This is a genomic window from Luxibacter massiliensis (genome assembly GCF_900604355.1).
GTDB classification, from domain to species: Bacteria; Bacillota; Clostridia; order Lachnospirales; family Lachnospiraceae; genus Luxibacter; species Luxibacter massiliensis.
Map to the genome: position 1 here is coordinate 135781 of NZ_UWOE01000001.1, position 17069 is coordinate 152849.

Annotated in this window: 22 protein-coding genes; all 22 read left to right on the plus strand. The window is 50.0% G+C overall.

Annotated elements, in window-relative coordinates:
- The first annotated feature begins 21 nt into the window (after positions 1-21).
- Positions 22-1251 carry a phage major capsid protein gene (locus EFA47_RS00715; protein ID WP_122641566.1) on the plus strand — a complete coding sequence of 410 codons (1230 nt, stop codon included), beginning with the start codon at positions 22-24 and terminating at the stop codon, positions 1249-1251.
- 13 nt (positions 1252-1264) lie between these two features.
- Positions 1265-1651, plus strand: a complete 387-nt coding sequence (locus EFA47_RS00720; protein WP_122641567.1) for a hypothetical protein — start codon at positions 1265-1267, stop codon at positions 1649-1651.
- 79 nt (positions 1652-1730) lie between these two features.
- Positions 1731-2072: a phage head-tail connector protein gene (locus EFA47_RS00725; protein ID WP_122641568.1), complete on the plus strand. Its 342-nt coding sequence runs from the start codon at positions 1731-1733 to the stop codon at positions 2070-2072.
- Positions 2065-2394, plus strand: coding sequence for a phage head closure protein (locus EFA47_RS00730; protein WP_122641569.1), 330 nt, complete (start codon positions 2065-2067; stop codon positions 2392-2394). Before EFA47_RS00725 ends, EFA47_RS00730 begins: the two co-directional genes overlap by 8 nt.
- Before the next feature lies 1 nt (position 2395).
- The gene (locus EFA47_RS00735; protein WP_087155446.1) at positions 2396-2827 is read left to right on the plus strand and encodes a hypothetical protein; all 432 of its coding nucleotides are present in this window, start codon (positions 2396-2398) and stop codon (positions 2825-2827) included.
- Positions 2820-3146: a hypothetical protein gene (locus EFA47_RS00740; protein WP_122641570.1), complete on the plus strand. Its 327-nt coding sequence runs from the start codon at positions 2820-2822 to the stop codon at positions 3144-3146. Before EFA47_RS00735 ends, EFA47_RS00740 begins: the two co-directional genes overlap by 8 nt.
- Positions 3147-3152: 6 nt before the next feature.
- Positions 3153-3716: a major tail protein gene (locus EFA47_RS00745; protein WP_122641571.1), complete on the plus strand. Its 564-nt coding sequence runs from the start codon at positions 3153-3155 to the stop codon at positions 3714-3716.
- A gap of 44 nt (positions 3717-3760) precedes the next feature.
- Positions 3761-4171, plus strand: a complete 411-nt coding sequence (locus EFA47_RS00750; protein ID WP_087155443.1) for a hypothetical protein — start codon at positions 3761-3763, stop codon at positions 4169-4171.
- A 26-nt stretch (positions 4172-4197) separates the two neighbouring features.
- Entirely contained in the window at positions 4198-4383 is a 186-nt protein-coding gene (locus EFA47_RS00755) for a hypothetical protein (RefSeq protein ID WP_235853183.1), read from the plus strand.
- Between the two features lie 3 nt (positions 4384-4386).
- Positions 4387-7746 (plus strand): phage tail tape measure protein, encoded by a 3360-nt coding sequence (locus tag EFA47_RS00760; protein WP_122641572.1) that lies wholly within the window; start codon positions 4387-4389, stop codon positions 7744-7746.
- A 4-nt stretch (positions 7747-7750) separates the two neighbouring features.
- Positions 7751-8638 carry a phage tail family protein gene (locus tag EFA47_RS00765; protein WP_122641573.1) on the plus strand — a complete coding sequence of 296 codons (888 nt, stop codon included), beginning with the start codon at positions 7751-7753 and terminating at the stop codon, positions 8636-8638.
- Complete coding sequence (locus tag EFA47_RS00770; protein WP_235853184.1) at positions 8635-9795, plus strand: siphovirus ReqiPepy6 Gp37-like family protein; 1161 nt, start codon at positions 8635-8637, stop codon at positions 9793-9795. Before EFA47_RS00765 ends, EFA47_RS00770 begins: the two co-directional genes overlap by 4 nt.
- Positions 9796-9800: 5 nt before the next feature.
- Positions 9801-10925 carry a hypothetical protein gene (locus tag EFA47_RS00775; protein ID WP_122641574.1) on the plus strand — a complete coding sequence of 375 codons (1125 nt, stop codon included), beginning with the start codon at positions 9801-9803 and terminating at the stop codon, positions 10923-10925.
- 14 nt (positions 10926-10939) lie between these two features.
- Positions 10940-11377: a hypothetical protein gene (locus tag EFA47_RS00780; RefSeq protein WP_122641575.1), complete on the plus strand. Its 438-nt coding sequence runs from the start codon at positions 10940-10942 to the stop codon at positions 11375-11377.
- Entirely contained in the window at positions 11370-12440 is a 1071-nt protein-coding gene (locus tag EFA47_RS00785) for a phage major tropism determinant (RefSeq protein WP_235853185.1), read from the plus strand. Before EFA47_RS00780 ends, EFA47_RS00785 begins: the two co-directional genes overlap by 8 nt.
- Before the next feature lie 113 nt (positions 12441-12553).
- Positions 12554-12910 (plus strand): diversity-generating retroelement protein Avd, encoded by a 357-nt coding sequence (avd, locus tag EFA47_RS00790; RefSeq protein WP_087155115.1) that lies wholly within the window; start codon positions 12554-12556, stop codon positions 12908-12910.
- A gap of 322 nt (positions 12911-13232) precedes the next feature.
- Entirely contained in the window at positions 13233-14303 is a 1071-nt protein-coding gene (locus tag EFA47_RS00800; protein ID WP_122641577.1) for a reverse transcriptase domain-containing protein, read from the plus strand.
- On the plus strand, positions 14304-14492 hold the full coding sequence (locus EFA47_RS00805; RefSeq protein ID WP_122641578.1) for a hypothetical protein: 189 nt from the start codon (positions 14304-14306) through the stop codon (positions 14490-14492).
- 26 nt (positions 14493-14518) lie between these two features.
- Positions 14519-14812 (plus strand): hypothetical protein, encoded by a 294-nt coding sequence (locus EFA47_RS00810; protein WP_122641579.1) that lies wholly within the window; start codon positions 14519-14521, stop codon positions 14810-14812.
- Between the two features lie 17 nt (positions 14813-14829).
- Positions 14830-15072, plus strand: coding sequence for a hypothetical protein (locus tag EFA47_RS00815; RefSeq protein ID WP_122641580.1), 243 nt, complete (start codon positions 14830-14832; stop codon positions 15070-15072).
- A gap of 68 nt (positions 15073-15140) precedes the next feature.
- Complete coding sequence (locus tag EFA47_RS19740) at positions 15141-15299, plus strand: hypothetical protein (RefSeq protein WP_164689895.1); 159 nt, start codon at positions 15141-15143, stop codon at positions 15297-15299.
- A gap of 1 nt (position 15300) precedes the next feature.
- Positions 15301-16854 carry a phage tail tip lysozyme gene (locus EFA47_RS00820; protein WP_122641581.1) on the plus strand — a complete coding sequence of 518 codons (1554 nt, stop codon included), beginning with the start codon at positions 15301-15303 and terminating at the stop codon, positions 16852-16854.
- Positions 16855-17069: the final 215 nt, after the last annotated feature.

Genomic DNA, 17069 nt, shown 5'->3' on the forward strand with positions numbered 1-17069 from the left:
GAGAAAAGGAGAATTAAAAGCATGAAAACTTTAAAGGACATTGAGGCGAGATTAGCCCAGATTAAAAACGAGCTGAACACCAGAGGAGCAGAGCTGACAGAGGCAGAAATTACTGCCTTTGAGAAAGAAGTAGGGGAGTTGCAGGAGCAGAGACAGGCGCTTTTAGACAGCGCGGAAAAGAGAAAGAAGCTGCTGGAAAAGATTGCAAACGGAGAGCCTGTAGAGGACGGAGACGGAGGCGAAACAACGCCTACGGTTTTGAGGAATTTTAAGGGCGCTGCCGGGGAAACGGACGGCGATAAATACGCGAGCATGGAGTACAGAAAGGCATTTATGCAGTATGTGTGCCGTGGTACAAAAATCCCCGCAGAGTACCGGGCAGACGCGGTAAGCACAACTACAGACGTGGGAGCAGTCATTCCTACTACGGTACTTAACCAGATTGTGCAGAAGCTGGAAAGTACGGGAATGATTTTAACCCTTGTTACCAGAACGGCATATAAGGGCGGCGTGGCAATCCCTGTATCTACGGTTAAGCCTGTGGCAACGTGGGTAAGCGAGGGGAAAGGCAGCGATAAGCAGAAGCATACCGCAACAAAAGACGGCATGATTACTTTTGCATACCATAAGCTGCGCTGCGCGGTAGCGGTATCTCTGGAAGTGGATACAATGGCAATCAGCGCCTTTGAAACCCTGCTTATCAACAATATTGTAGAGGCCATGACAAAGGCGCTGGAGCAGGCAATCATTGACGGAGACGGTACGGGAAAGCCGAAAGGCATTTTAGCGGAAACGCCGGAGGCAGGGCAGGCAATCGAAAGCGCCGCGCCCGCTTACGCCGACTTAATCGCAGCAGAAGCCGCGCTGCCGCAGGCATACGAAAACGGAGCGGTATGGTGCATGAGCAAGAAAACTTTCATGCAGTATTACGGGCTGACAGACACCAATGGGCAGCCTATCGGCAGGGTAAACTATGGACTTGCAGGAAAGCCGGAGCGCACCCTTTTAGGCCGTCCGGTAGTGTGCTGCGACTATGTAAAGAGCTATGCAAGCACGCTGGAGACTGGGGACGTGTTCGCTTTCCTTTTCAATTTCAAGGACTATGTACTTAACACAAACTATGCTATGGGTGTGAAAAAGTACGAGGACAACGACACTGACGACCAGGTAACAAAGGGTATCATGCTGGCAGACGGAAAGGTAGTTGATAAGAACAGCCTTGTAACAATTAAGAAACTGGCAACTGCATAAAGGAGTTGGAAAAATGAAAGGGAATTTAGATACTAAACAGCTGGAAAGCATGAAGAAAGCCGACTTGCAGGCGTTGGCGCGGGAGCTGGGAGTAAGCGACGAGGGGACGATTAAGGAAATTGCCGCACGCTGCGCGGCGGTAGAGGTGGACGTACCCGACGAAAGCGAACTGACGGAGGAAGATAAAGAGCTTGCGCGCGAAGAAGAAGCGGAGCAGGCAAAACAGGAAAAGCGGCAGCAGGAGAACAAGCCGGGAGAGGGAAAAGCGAGGGTAAAAGTACTGAAAAGGTACTTAGATAAGCGCTTAAACCAGATTAAAGAGCCGGGAGAGGTTTTTGTTACGGACAAAGAACGGGCAGAAGTTTTGGCCGGAAAGGAACTTGTAAAAATCGTAGAGTAACAGAGATAAGAGGCGGGAGCTATGGGGACTGATACGCGACCGCCTCTTTTTGACATTCACTTAGAAAGAGGGTACGGGTATGGCAGCAGATACCACACTGACAGAGAAAATGCGGGCGGCGCTGCGTATCAGCAGTACCAGCGCAAAAATCACAGAGGAAATAGAGGACTGTATAAAAGCCTGCAAAGCAGACCTTAAGAACGACGGTGTAAAGAGGGTTGATGAAAACGACGCGCTGATTATCCGGGCAATTACGCTGTACTGCAAAGCGGAATTTGGATACCAGAATAACGCCGAAAAATTCAGAAACTCTTACGACACTTTGAAAATGCGGCTTTCTATGTCACAGGAATACAATATTGCGCCGGATATGTCCGAAACGGACACCACAGGCAGGGAAAGCGGGGCAGAAAATGGCTGAATGGGCGGACGAAATCACACTGATAAGCGAAACAGAGCAGGCAGAACGGGTAAATGACAATGGCTTTCCCGTGGAGCCTGCGGAAAGCAGCCGTACTGTTTTCTGCAACATGAAATCCGTAGGATACAACGAATATTTCAAGAGTGAACAGACAGGAAAAGTGGTAGAGCGCAAATGTGAGGTACATAAGGCAGATTATGGCGGCGAGGATACCGTAGAAATGGACGGGCGGCGCTATTTTGTCCTTAAAACCTACGACATTGACGAGGACACCATAGAGCTTACGCTTACAGACCTGCGGCACAAAGGAGAGGGGGCATAAAATGGGAGCATTTAATACCGTGGGCTTAGAGGCTGTTATTGAGTCTTTCAGCAAGCGGGAGCAGGCGACCGTTTCCGCCGTCCCTAAAATGCTGAAAGCAGGCGCAGACGTGCTGGTGGAGGCACAGAGGGCAGAGGCAAGGGCTATGGGTATCGTAGAAACGGCTGGTTTTGTCAATTCCATTAAGGCGACAGCGGTAAAGGGAGACGAGCGGGAGCAGCACATTGACGTATACCCGCAGGGCAGGGCAAAACACGGGAACGACCGCAAGGGCGATAAAAGTAAAGTGCGCTATGCAACTATCGGATTTGTGGCGGAATATGGAACGAGCAGCCAAGCAGCACGCCCTTATATGACGGTAGCCAATGAGAAAGCGCACGACAAAGTAGTAAACGAGCAGCTGAAAATATGGGAGCGTGAAAACAATGGATAGCTTGCAGAATGTATTAGAGAGCGCCGGGCTGCCTGCACAGAGAGGAGTTTACACAGGAAAGAAAAAGCCAGCCGCCTATTATACATTCCTGCGGATTATGAAAAATGCCGCTGTAAATGCTGATGATAAGCGGCAGGGCAGCCGGGAAATGTACCGGGTAACGCTTTTTTCCAAAGTGGACTTTGAGGAGCAGTTAGAAAAGACGCTGGAAACATTGGAGGCAGCAGGATACTACATAAACAGCGTGGATACAGAAGAATTTGAAACAGAAACCGGGTACTGGTACGTGCCTATCACAATCGAGATATTAAAGGAGTGAAATAAAATGACATTAGGATTAAAAGACCTTTACTATGCGTTATGCACAGAGGAGGACGGCGTAGAGAGCTACGAAACACCAAAGAAAATGTCTGAAGCTATGACCGCTTCTCTTTCCGTAGAGACGGCCAGCGCTACGCTTTATGCAGATGATACATTAAGCGAAAGCGTACAGGAGTTTTCCAACGGCACGCTGACACTGGGGATTAAGGATTTAACGCCGGAGGTACTGGCGGAGCTTCTGGGGCAGGAAGTAGACCGGAATAAAGTTGTATGGGCTGGAAAAGACGACGAGCCGCCCTTTGTGGCCGTTGGATTTAGGGCGAGAAAGACAGGCGGTAAATACCGCTATGTATGGCTGCTGAAATGCAAGTTTAATCTGCCGTCCGAAAACTACGAGACGAAAGGCGAAAGCATTACTTTTAACACGCCGGAGATTGAGGCCAGTATTACCGCGCGTAAATCGGATGGGCGTTGGAAAGCAGATTTTGTAGGAGCAGAGACAGACACGGCGGCGACAACGTGGTTTACGGAAGTACCGGAGCCTGCGCCCGCAATGGAATCAGTATAAAGAGAGGAGGAGAGGCGCGGCGCAGGCCGCGCCTTATTTAAGATATGAGCGCATTAAAAGACGGAGGATATACAGTTACGTTGAAAGGAAAGGAGTACCGTTTACTCTTTACCCTTAACGCACTGGACGAGATACAGGGGAAGTTTGGCGGGTACGATAAGCTGAACGAGGTTTTTAACCAGAATAACCCGGACTGGGTAAAAGATACAAAATGGCTGCTTACGCTGCTTTTGAACGAGGGACTTTTAGAGGAGGACGAGAACGCAGAGCTTTTGACAGAAACGCAGGTAGGCAGAATGATACACACAGGAAATTTGCAGGAAGTACAGAGGGCTATTTACGCGTCCTTTGTTGCCGGGACAGCAGGAGACGGAGAAAAGGACAACGAGAACGGGGAGGAGCCGGGAGAGGAAAACGAAGATAAGGGGGAAGTGACAGCCGCGCAGGAAGATTAGACACTGCGCGGCTTTTATATATCGCTATGGTGCTGCTGGGATACCGGGAGCGTGAGGCGTGGAGGAAAACACCGTATCAGATTGTGACGCTGTTTAAGTATCACAAAGAGTATAGCCAGCCTGCTTTTGTACCAGTGCAGACACAGGCAGCAGTACCGAAACAGGCAGCAGGAGGCATGGACGCTATCGACATAGCATTAGGGGGACTGTAAAGCATGGCGGATAAGACAGAAAACATAAAAACACGGCTTAGTTTTGACGGCGAGGCAGAGTATAAGGCGGCCTGCAAGGAAATTAACAGTACCCTTAAAGTGCTTAATTCTGAAATGAAACTTGTCACGGCTGAATACAAGGATAATGCCGACAGCGCCGACGCATTACGGGCAAAACAGAGCGTTTTGCAAAAGACATACGACGAACAGGCCAAAAAGGTAAAAGAGACAGAGGCGGCATTAGAGAAATGCCGGAAAGCAACAGGAGATAACAGCGAAGCGAGTAAAAAGCTGGAAGCACAGCTTAATTACCAGAAAACAGCCCTTGTAAAGACCGAGCAGGAGCTAAAAAAGACCGCAGACCAGCTGGAAACTGCCGAAAAAGCAGCAGACAGCATGGGAGAGGAGATTGAGCAGAGCGGGCAGCAGGCAGAGGACGCAGGCGGCAGATTTTCAAAATTAAGCGGAGTTTTGGGCGGTTTAGGCGGAGCTATGGCAACGGGAGTTAAGGCAATCGGCACAGCAGCGGCAGCAATCGGCACAGCCGTTGTAGCCGGGCTGGGATATGCCGTAAGCCAAGCAGACGAGGCAAAAGGCGCTTTAAATGACTTTTGCGCCGCGACGGGAACCGCGACAGACGAGGCAGACCAGTACAAGCAGGTTATGGAGAATATCTATAACGGCAATTACGGGGAGGGTTTTAAGGATATTGCGGCAGCCATGACGACGGTAAAGCAGCAGGCGGGCGATTTGGGAGCAGACGAGCTGGAAAAAATGACGACCAATGCTTTAGCCCTGCGGGACACTTTCGATATGGACGTAGCCGAGAGTACGCGGGCAGCCACACAGCTTATGCAGAAATTTGGGCTTTCTGGAGAGGAGGCATATAACCTTATCGCGCAGGGGGCGCAGCAGGGGCTTAATCAGAATGGGGATTTGCTGGACGTTATCAACGAGTACAGCAATCAGTATTCACAGGCCGGGCTTAGTGCCGAGGATATGTTTAACTCTATCAAAAATGGAGCTGAAACGGGCGTATGGAGCATTGACAAAATGGGCGACGCTTTCAAAGAGTTTAGCATACGCATGAACGACGGCACAGCTAATGAATACCTTACCAGTCTGGGGCTTAATGCAGACGAGCTGGTTAGCAAATTCCAGACAGGCGGGGAAAGCGCAAAGGAGGCCATGGGCGAGATAAGCAGCGCCCTAAAAAACTGCGACGACGAGAGCCTACAGTACACCGCAGGCGTAGGGCTTATGGGTACTATGTGGGAGGATATGGGCGCAGACGCTTGCACAGCCCTTATGGACGTTGAGGGGCAGATAAGCAGGACAACGGACGCTATGGGGCAGATAAATGCAGTCAAGTATGATACGTTTGGCGAGGCAATTAAGGGAGCCGGACGGATATTGCAGACCAGCTTTATTATGCCGATAGGGGAGCAGGCGTTACCGATATTCAGCGATTTTGCAAACGAAATCAGCCGGGGAGCTGCGGAGGCGGGCGGCGATATTGGGAAATTTGCGGATAGTTTTGGGACAGCCATAAAGAACCTTACCAGCGGGCTTACGGAACTGATACCGCAGATTGCAGATTTTGCCGTTGAAATGGTATCCGGGCTGGCGCAGGGGATAGTAGAAAACGCGCCTACGATTGTGCAGGCGGGCGTTGATATTATCAAGTCTTTAGCTGACGGGATTATAGAGGCAATCCCTACACTGACAGAAAGCGCCGTGGAAATCGTAACTACACTGCTGGACGGGATTATAGAAATGATACCCAGCTTAGCAGACGGAGCGGTACAGATTATTGCGGGGCTGGCAACAGGGATAGGGCAGGCGTTACCGCAGCTTGTACCGAGCATAATTGACGCTGTGCTTACTATCGTGGAGACGCTGGTAAACAATATTCCTATGCTGGTGGAGGCGGCCTTACAGCTTGTTTCCGGGCTGGCTGACGGTATCGTAGCGGCGCTGCCTGTGCTGATAGAGCGCCTGCCGGAAATCATTACAGCAATCATAAACGCGCTGGTAGAGGGGCTGCCTATGATTATGGAAAACGCGGCAGACATTGTAATAGCGCTTGTGGACGGCATTATAAATGCAATACCGCTGTTAATTGAGGCAATCCCGCAGATTATCGTAGCCATTGTTACGGGGCTGGTAAACGGCTTGCCGCAGATTGTGGCGGCAGCAGGCCAGCTGGTGCTTGCAATCATTACGAAACTGGCAGAGCTGCCGGGGCAGATTGCAGGCGCGATAGCTGACGGCATAACAAGGATTGCGGAATGGGGCGCAAATATGCAGGCGAAAGCCAGCGAAGTAATGAACGGTATGCTTACAGGCATTGTGAATATTGTAACCCAGACACCGCAGAAAATCTGGAACTGCATTGTAGGAGCCGTGACGCAGGTAGCCACATGGGGCGCAAATATGCAGGCCAAGGCCAGCGAAGTAATGAACACCATGCTTACGGGCATTGTGAATATTGTAACCCAGACACCGCAGAAAATCTGGAACTGCATTGTAGGAGCTGTGACGCAGGTAGCCACATGGGGCGCAAATATGCAGGCCAAGGCCAGCGAAGTAATGAACACCATGCTTACGGGCATTGTGAATATTGTAACCCAGACACCGCAGAAAATCTGGAACTGCATTGTAGGAGCCGTGACACAGGTAGCCACATGGGGCGCGAATATGCAGGCGAAAGCCCGCGAGGTAATGAACACTATGCTTACGAATATCGTAAGTATCGTTACGCAGGTGCCGCAGAAGATTTACAACAGTATTTCCGGGGCTATTTCCAAAGTAGCACAGTGGGGCACAGAGGTTAAAAATAAGGCCGTGGAGGGTATGAACATGGTGCTTAACGGTATCACGGGCGTATTTTCCAATATCGGCAGCACGTTTGCAGACATTGGCAGCAACATTGTAAGCGGTATCTGGAACGGAATAAGCAGCGGCTGGGACTGGCTGAAAAATAAGGTATCAAACCTTGCAAACAGCCTGCTTGACGCGGCAAAAGACGCGCTGGGGATTGAAAGCCCGTCGAAGCGTTTCCGGGACGAGGTAGGCGTATATATGGCGCAGGGTATCGGCGTGGGATTTGAAAAAGAAATGCCCGCCATAGCCAAGAGGATAGAAAAAGCCATACCGACAGAGTTTGACATTGGAACAAAGGTAAACGTAGGCAGCAATGCTGTATACGATACCGGAGGGAACCGCAGGCCATACGGTAGCGGAGCGCTGGCAGGAGGATTTACCGTTATCCAGAATATTTACGCCAACACTACGGATTATGCGAAGCAGCAGAAAGAAGCGGCGCGGCAATTCCGAATGATAGCAAGGACGGTGGGGTAAGCCTATGGAATACGAAAAGTTGATTTACACAAATGAGAGAGGCGAAAGCGTAGAGTTTAGCGCAGCCAGTATATACCATTGTAACGTGAGCAAGGATGTTGACGGTATAGCGGGCGTTACGAATGTGCTTTACAGCACAAACAGCATGGGACAGCATGGCGACACTTACGTAGGGCAGAGGATAGAGGCAAGGGATATTGATATAACGGGGCATATCAACGCCAAGGACAAGGCGCAGGCGTACGAACTGCGCCGGAGCCTCTTAAAAATCCTTAACCCGGAGCTTTCCGGCACGCTGGCCTACGAGTTTGGAGGCTTTAAGCGTGTCATTAACTGCCGCCTACATGGAGAGCCGAAATTGGAGCGCAAGAGCGTTTTGATTGAGTTTACAATACCGCTTGATTGCCTTAACCCGTTTTGGCGGGAGGAGGACGAACAGAAAGAGGATATTGCGAGCTGGGTAGCTGCGTGGGAGTTTCCCTGTGAGATAGAAAAGGATAACCCGGAAAGCATGATTTTTGGATACCGGGCAGAAAGCGTTATTGTGGACTGCTATAACGAGGGCGACGTATCAACAGGAATGAGGGTAAGGTTTACCGCACTGGGGACAGTGACGAACCCTATACTTTTAAATGTGGATACAGGGGAGTTTTTAAAGCTCAATGTTACCATGCAGACAGGCGACGTTATAGAGATTAACACCCAGTACGGAAGCAAAGGCGCAACGCTGACGCGGGACGGAGAGAAAACCGATTATTTCCGATATGTGGACGTTGACAGTACCTTTATGCAGCTGGAAATAGGGGACAACAATTTCCGTTATGACGCGGAGAGCGGCGTAAACTCTATGGAAGTCTCTATATTCTACAACAAGGAGTATCTGGGGGTATGAGTATGGAGCTTAGAGTATTTGACAAGGCCATAGAGCCGCTGGGGGCAATCGACGAGCTGGCAAGCCTGATATGGCGCATGAAATACTTTGATGTGGGAACATTCAGCCTGCTTGCCCCCATTACAGACAATAACAGTAAATTGCTGATTGAGGGCAATATTATTGTGAAGCACGACGGGAAAAAGGAAGTGACGGACGCAGCGGGCGGTATCTGGCGGCGGGCGGCACAGATTACCTACGTGCATATCACAAAAGACGAAAACGGCTTAGAGCAGATAGAGGCACAGGGGAAAATGCTTAGCTGGTGGCTCAATAAGCGCTGTATCAGCCCGCAGATTGTGGAGACAGATACAAACCAGAACCTTATAAATTCCATGATACAGAAGAACTGCGGGAGCGCGGCCACGGCAAAGCGCCAGTTTCCGCAGTTTACCATATTGGAGCAGGCGGATATGGGAGGCAGCGGCGTTGAGTATGCAAACGAGGTATACGCGAAGCTGGGAGACGAGGTAAAGGCGCGGGCGCAGGCCGGGAAACTGGGCTATGACATTCTGATTAACGAAAGAGAAAAGAAATACGGATTTTATCTCTATAAGGGAAACGACCTTACGGCAAAGAACAATGACGGAAACACGCCCTGCATTTTTTCCCGCGATTTTGATAACGTCAATGAGCAGGAATATACGGCCAGCATTGAAAACTGCGGGAATTTTATCTATGTGCAGGGGGCAGCTGATGAAAACGGAAATCAGCCAGTAACGACCGTAGACGGAGAGGGCGCAGAGGGGCTGGAACTGGTAGAGGTTTTCTGTGAGGCTACAGATATTGCAAGGAAATACCAGAGCGGGGAGACAGAGGTAACGATACCGCTTGATACCTACATAGAAATGCTTAAGACGCGGGGAGCGGCGGAGCTGGAAAACTACGGGGAAACCATAAACTTTGTGAGTACCATAAACACAAATTCAAACCTGCGTTTTAAGGAGGATTTTAATTTAGGCGACCGTATAACCTGCAAAGAAAATAAATGGGGGATACAGATTGACGCAAGGATAACAGAAGTAACAGAGACATACCAGAAAGGCGCGGAGGAAATCGAGGCGACGTTTGGGGACAGCTTACCCACTCTGGTAGACCAAATAAGGAAAGTGAGGTAAGGGGAATGGCAAATTGCTTACCATTCAATGCGATAGAGCATGACAGGGTATATAAAGCCGAGGATTGGGCGTGGTATTTTGCCACGTTCATAGCAAACGGGGTATTTCCAAAGCCCAGCGACGGACTGCAAGTGATAGCTTACAGCGGAATGGAGATAAAGGTAAACGCGGGATACGCCTTTATCAATGGCTATGCTTTCCGAAACCCGGCAAGCGCCAGCATTACGCTTGATACGGCAGAGGGAGCCTTAAACCGTATCGACCGGGTAATAGTCCGTTGGGATTTAACGCAAAGGGATATGTACTTAGCTGTTTTAAAGGGCACACCGTCTGCACAGCCAGCAGCAGTTAACTTAACCAGAAATACAGAAATATGGGAGCTGGCGCTTGCGGATATTTACGTAGGGAAAGGCGTTACCAGCATTAAAACCCAGAATATCACGGACAGGCGCTTTAATTCTGCCCTGTGCGGGATTGTGACAGGGACAGTGGAAGAAATCGACGCAAGCGTACTGACGAAGCAGTTTGACGATTTTTTCAGTACATACAGCCAAGCGGTACTTGACGAGTTTAGCGTATATAAGCAGAGCATGGAGGCTTATTTAACGGAAATCGGCGGGATTTATGACAGTTACGTAAGCAAGACAGAGAGCCTGTTTAATCAGTATAAGTCCCAGTTTGAGGAACGCTATACAGAATTTGAAAGCACATTAAGCCAGTGGGACGACGAGCTTTTAGCGGCATACACGCAATTCATGGCAAATATGACGCTTTTCCAGTCCGAAGCAGAGAACCAGTTTAATACATGGTTTGAAAGCATTAAGGACAAGTTGGGAGAGGACGCAGCCGGGCAGCTGGCATTAGAAATTGAGGAGCTGACAGAAAGCGTAGAAGAACTGCGGCAGCAGGTAGAGACGGGAAATACAGCCATGCAGGAGGCGCTTGACGGGCTGGACGCGAGGCTTACAGCAGTAGAAAACGGCTGGGGTATCAACTATAACCATGACGCAGTATTAGGGCTGTGCTACATGGGCGCAGCGTGGCTGTCCCAGCATTACGAAAGAACAGTAGAAACGGCAGTGTTAGGAGTTGGCTATATCGGCAATTCTTACCTTGCAAATACATTTTAAGAAAGGGGCATACCATGAAAGGGTTTCCAAAAACGCTTAAGACAAAAGATGATTATTACAACTGCCTTGCTATGGTGGCGGCAGGAGAGCTGAAAGCAGCAGACCTGCTGGCAAAGATTGAGGGGCTGGAAAAGCAGCGGTACATACAGTGCGCCGTTGTAAAGGCAGAGGAGGCAAAGAAAGCTGTAACTATTTATTACTGCGACGAGGCAGCAGAGGGCATGGCTTTTGTGTCCGGAGACGTAAGCGGCACAGTAACGGCAGTTACCCACACAAAGAGCGAGGAGGCAGAGGCGGCAGGCGAGGAGATGAACGACAGAACCGTTTTAACCCTGTCTAAAGGAATTGCCGCAGGAAGTACCGTTATTGCGCTGGAACACGCGGAAAAGGTAGCGGGGATGGATACAAACGATATTGCAGCGCTGAAAGGAGTTTTAAAGAAGTATGAGTAGATTATTGGTTGACGACGTAACGAAAACAGACAGCCGGGCGCTTCTGAATGTAAGCAAAATGGCGACTATCAGCGACATTGTGACACCGACGAACCAGTATTTATACGCCAGCGGAGCCAATGAACTTACCTTAGTGGAAAACTGCGTAATTTCCGTAGGGGCAGCGGGAGTATTCAAAACAGGAAATACCGTTTTAAATGCCGCGAATTTGGACGTAGGCAGTGCTTTTACCGTGGGCTGTGATTACTACGTTTATATCTGTGACAGCAGGGTAGACGCGCAGGACGAGCAGTATGTCATTTCTCTTAATTCCACATATCCTACAGGCTGGAACGCCAGCAACAGCAGGAAGATTGGAGGCTTTCATTACGGGCGCTGCCGTAAGGTGGACGGGAATTTACAGCCCACAAACAGCAGCGGCGTGATTTTTGGCACAGGCTGGGAGAGCGCCGTAAGCAACGGCATTGTGCCGCGCAGCGTATGGACGCTGGGACACCGCCCGAAATGTAACCCGGAGGGCATGGTATATATCGGAGGCGGCACATGGGTAGACATTTACCTTAATTCTGACGACGGAGAAATGGGGCTGAAATCGGAGTACAACTGTGCCCCCATGACAGGAACGGAGGGCATGAACTGGTATAACTTTGTGGAGCGGCTGGCAAAGAGCGGTAAGCGCCTGCCGGATTATGCGGAGTTTTGCGCTTATGCTTTTGGCAGTCCTGCGGGACTGGACGACGCGAACACCAACGCGTGGAGCGCAACGACCAATACCGGGCGCGGTACTACGGGAAGCGTGGTAAATGCTGTTTCCGCCGTTGGCTGCGTGGACGCCGCAGGCCGTGTATGGGAGTGGCTGAATGATTTGATTACAAGAGCCGAACACGCCAAGAACACAGAGAACCACCCTAACGAGGCGTGGGGCTGGGATACCAATACACCGCTGAAAACAGGAGAAAAGAACTACGACGTTGGTAACATCTATCAGTATTATTATAATTCTCTGGCGGCGCTGCGGGCAGCGGCCACTGGCGCATTGCGCGCAGTGCAGCGCGCGCGATGAATGCGGCATTTACCCGTGGTACGTCGACGCGAGCATTGGGGCGCGCGGGGCGTGTGACAGTCTGTAGACGGCGGGCGAAAGCCCAGCCGCAAGTAGTGGGAGGATAAAAAAGCATGACGACGAGAGACAAAAGCGACAGGCTGCACCAGAAAATATATGATTTTTTGCTTTATATCTATCCGCTGCTTAGCAAGTATCCGAAATACGAGAAATTCAGCCTACAGACAGCGACCAGAAACGCCATACTGGAAATGCTGCAAGAGGTAATAAAGTGGCAGAAAACAGCCACGAAAAGCCACTTATACGCAGCGGATACGGCATTACAGCAGAGTAAGGAGCTTCTGCGGCTGGCAAATGATTTGAAGTACAGCGCTATGAACGCCCAGCACTACGGCCAGTGCTGCAAACGGCTTGCCGAGCTGGGCGTTATGCTGGGAGAAATCATAGACGAAGTAAAGGCTACGAGATAGCCGGAATATGGGGCAGCTGCTTACTTACAGCCCTCTGGCGGCGCTGATAGCGGGCGGCAACTGGAACAATGGCGCGCAGTGCGGCGCGCGTGCAGTGAATTGCAACAATTACCCGTGGAACGTCAACACGAACATTGGGGCGCGCGGGGCGTGTGACTTAGTGAGAGCATTACAGGCGCAGTGTTTTACGAAATGCTGGCAAGGACTTTTGATTAAGCAAATGCTTAATATCCTATAGTCAGAGCGGCTGTCCCGCCGTAAGGCAAAGAGAAAAAGCAGGGCTGCTGGTTAGTAGCTACGGCGAAAGGCAGGAGCTTTTTAATTGAAGCGTATTTCACACGTTAAGAACCGAAACGGCCAGCTGGTAACGCTTATAGAGGCTATGGCCGATTACGGAAATATCCAGATTGCCTACAATAAGGCCAGAAAGTGCAAGCGATACCGCAAGGACGTTTTGATATTTACGAAAGAGAAAGAGGAGAATTTAGAGCGCGTAAGGCGGGAACTGCTGGAACTGTCCTATGAGCCGGGAGAGTACCGATATTTTAAGGTATATGAGCCAAAGGAAAGGCAGATAATGGCGCTGCCGTTTTATGACAGGGTGGTACAGCACGCCATAAACAACGTGATAGAGCCGATTTTCAGTAGGCGCTTTCTTTACCACTCTTACGCCTGCCGGAAAGAAAAGGGTATGCACAGGGCTTCTGCCACGCTGAAAAGCTGGCTTTACAGCTGGGAAAAGCATAACCCGGATAAACCGCTTTATGCAATTAAGGCAGACATACACCATTATTTTCAAAGTATCGACCACGAAACGCTTAAGGCAGAGATAAGGAACCTGATAAAAGACAAGGCAGCGCTTACCCTTATCGAGAGGATTATAGACCACAACGGAACCATGCCGGACGGGATAGGGATACCCGTAGGGAACCTTACCAGTCAACTATTTGCAAATACTTATCTGAATATCTTAGACCAGTACATAAAGCACGCGCTGGGAGCAAAGTATTACGTCCGATATATGGACGATTTTATAATACTTAGCCCGGACAAGCACCAGCTGCGGGAATGGCTGGCGGAGATTGAGAAGTTTTTAAGGGAACGGCTGAAATTAGAGCTTAACCCGAAAACGGCGATTTTATCAGCGAAGAACGGCATAGATTTTGTGGGATATAAGCATAGGGCGACACACAAGAAAGTAAGGCGCGACAGCATAAAGCGCATGAAGAAAACAATCCGAAATTACCAAAGAGGGGACATTACAAAAGAGCGGTTACAAAAGAGTATTGCAAGCTGGACGGGACACGCAGGCCACGCCGACAGCTACAATTTACGAAAGAAAATAGTAACGCTTGCGGCAGCGGCGGAAAAGAAAGGGGGCGGCGGTTTGTAAATGGCAGGAAAGGCGCTGCTTAAGGTACTGGAAGAACAGCAGGAAATTATACAGCAGCAAAGCAGGCTGATTGTGGAGCTGGTGGATACAATCGAGAGCTGGGAACAGACGGCAGGCTATGACGGAGAAGAACTGAAAGAAAGGGCAAGAGCGTTGTGCGAAAGTGGCATAGAAACAGAGATTTACTGAATTTGCGTAGCAATGAGGCTTTCGTAGTGGAATTGGAGCGGATTAGAGACGAGGACGACAGGCAGAACAAGCGTATTGCCTTAATCGAGGAGGATACAAAGGCAATCCACAGGCTGACGACCTCTATTGAAAAGCTGGTAATTCAAATGCAGGATATGTTAGCAGAGCAGAAAGAGCAAAGTAAGCGTATCCAGCGGTTAGAGGAGGAGCCGGGCGACGCATGGAGAGAATTAAAGAAAAAGGCGCTTGATACCGTTGTGGGTATCGTGGTAGGCGCGCTGGCAACGGGGCTTATCTATATGATAGCCCAGAATATTTAAGAAAGGACTGAAAGAACATGAAAGGTATTAACTGGGTAAGAAAGCTGACAAGTAGAAAGCTGTGGACGGCGGTAGCGTCCTTTGTATCAATGATGATTGTAGCCACGGGAGGAGCGGAGAACACCGCGACACAGGTAACGGCGCTGATTATGGCCGGGGCTTCTGTGGTGGCCTACATAATCGGAGAGGGGCTGACAGACAGCGCCAATATCGGCGTTGAGGTGGAAACAGAGGTAGAAATGGACGACACAGAGGAGTAAGACAAAGAACCGGGCGCTTGCGGGAAACCGCAGGCGCTTTTTTGAATGAAGAAAAGTGAGGTAATAGCATGGCGGAAATCAAAAGCGAAAGCACCAAGGAAATGACGCAGGAAGAAATTAAGAGCCTGCGGGAAAAGGTGGCGAAAATGACACCAGAGGAGCTGCGGGAGTTTAGAAATTCTCATAATGCAGACGAAATGGGCTTTTGGGGAGAGGAGAGCGTATAATATGCAGATAAATAAACTGCTTACACCATACAATTTTACAGACGCAAACGATACAGGCAGGATAAAATATATTGTTATCCACTATGTCGGAGCGTTGGGAGGAGCAAAGGCAAACTGCCAGTATTACGCGGGGCAGTATATAGGAGCTTCTGCGCATTACTACGTTGGATTTTCCGGGGAAATATGGCAGAGCGTACCGGACGAAGATATAGCATGGCATTGTGGAGCAAAGAGCTACAAACATGCGGAGTGCCGGAATACAAACAGCATAGGTATTGAGCTGTGCGTAAGAAAGAAAAATACGGCACATCTGGGGGCGGAAGATAAAGACTGGTATTTTGAGGACGCGACCGTAAGGGCGGCAGCGGAGCTTACGAGGTACTTAATGGATAAGTACGGCGTTCCTGCGTCCCATGTTATCCGGCATTATGATGTTACCGGGAAGATTTGCCCTAATCCGTATGTCTATAACGCCACGGCGCACAAATGGGACGAGTTTAGAGGGCTGATTAGCGGAGCGGAAGTTACCGAGCCGCAGCAGAACCCGCAGGGCGCAGGCTCATATAAAGTAAAGGTTGAAATTGACGACCTTAACATAAGAGTAGGAGCAGGCACTAATTATGCCAAGACTGGGGGATATACCGGGAAAGGCGTATTCACGATTGTAGAGGAGAAAGCCGGGCAGGGCAGTACCGCAGGCTGGGGCAGGCTGAAAAGCGGCGCAGGCTGGGTATCTCTGGATTACTGCATAAAGATTGCAGGGAGCGAGACGGGAACGGCCGAAACCGGAACGGCAGACGGAGGAGACACAGAAAGCACAATCTGGGAGTTTCTGACTGGAAAAGGGCTAAATGCTTATGCCGCTGCCGGGCTTATGGGGAACCTGTACGCGGAAAGCGGGCTTGCAGCAAATAACCTGCAAAATTCCTACAGTACAAAGCTGGGAATGAGTGACGAGGAGTATACAGCTGCGGTAGATAATGGCAGCTATACTAATTTTGTGCATGACAGCGCAGGCTACGGGCTGGCGCAGTGGACGTACTACAGCCGGAAACAGGCTTTATATGACTATGCAAAGGCGGCGGGCGCGTCTATCGGAAATCTGGATACGCAGCTTGATTTTCTATGGCAGGAATTGCAGGGGTACAAGTCTGTTATGGAAAAGCTGACGGCGGCAACGTCTGTGCGGGCGGCCTCTGACGCTGTGCTTTTAGGATACGAAAAACCAGCAGACCAGAGCGAAGCAGTCCAGAAAAAGCGGGCAGAGTACGGCCAGAACTTTTACAATATATATGCAGGAAAGAAAAACGAGGAGGCAGAACCAGAGCCGCAGAAACCAGCGGCAGCGGTGCCTTATACTGTGAAAATAGATATTTCAGATTTGAATATCAGAACAGGAGCGGGCACGAACTATGCAAAGACCGGGGAATATACCGGGAAAGGCGTATTTACGATTGTAGAGGAGAAAGCCGGACAGGGAAGCACCGCAGGCTGGGGCAGGCTGAAAAGCGGCGCAGGCTGGGTATCTCTGGATTACTGTACTAAGCTGGCATAAGCGCGGGCGTGTCGTTCATAAGAGGGCGGCACGCCCTTATTTTTTGCCTGAAAGTGCAAAAACACGTTGACAATATACCAAAGTTGGTATATAATAAAGAACATAGAGAGGAGGACAAAACAAATAAGTGCAAAGCACTGGAAAGGAGAAACGGCACGTTGGGTAAGAAAAAGAAACATAAGAAAAAGCCTATCAAGTGGCAAGATTTAGCGGTC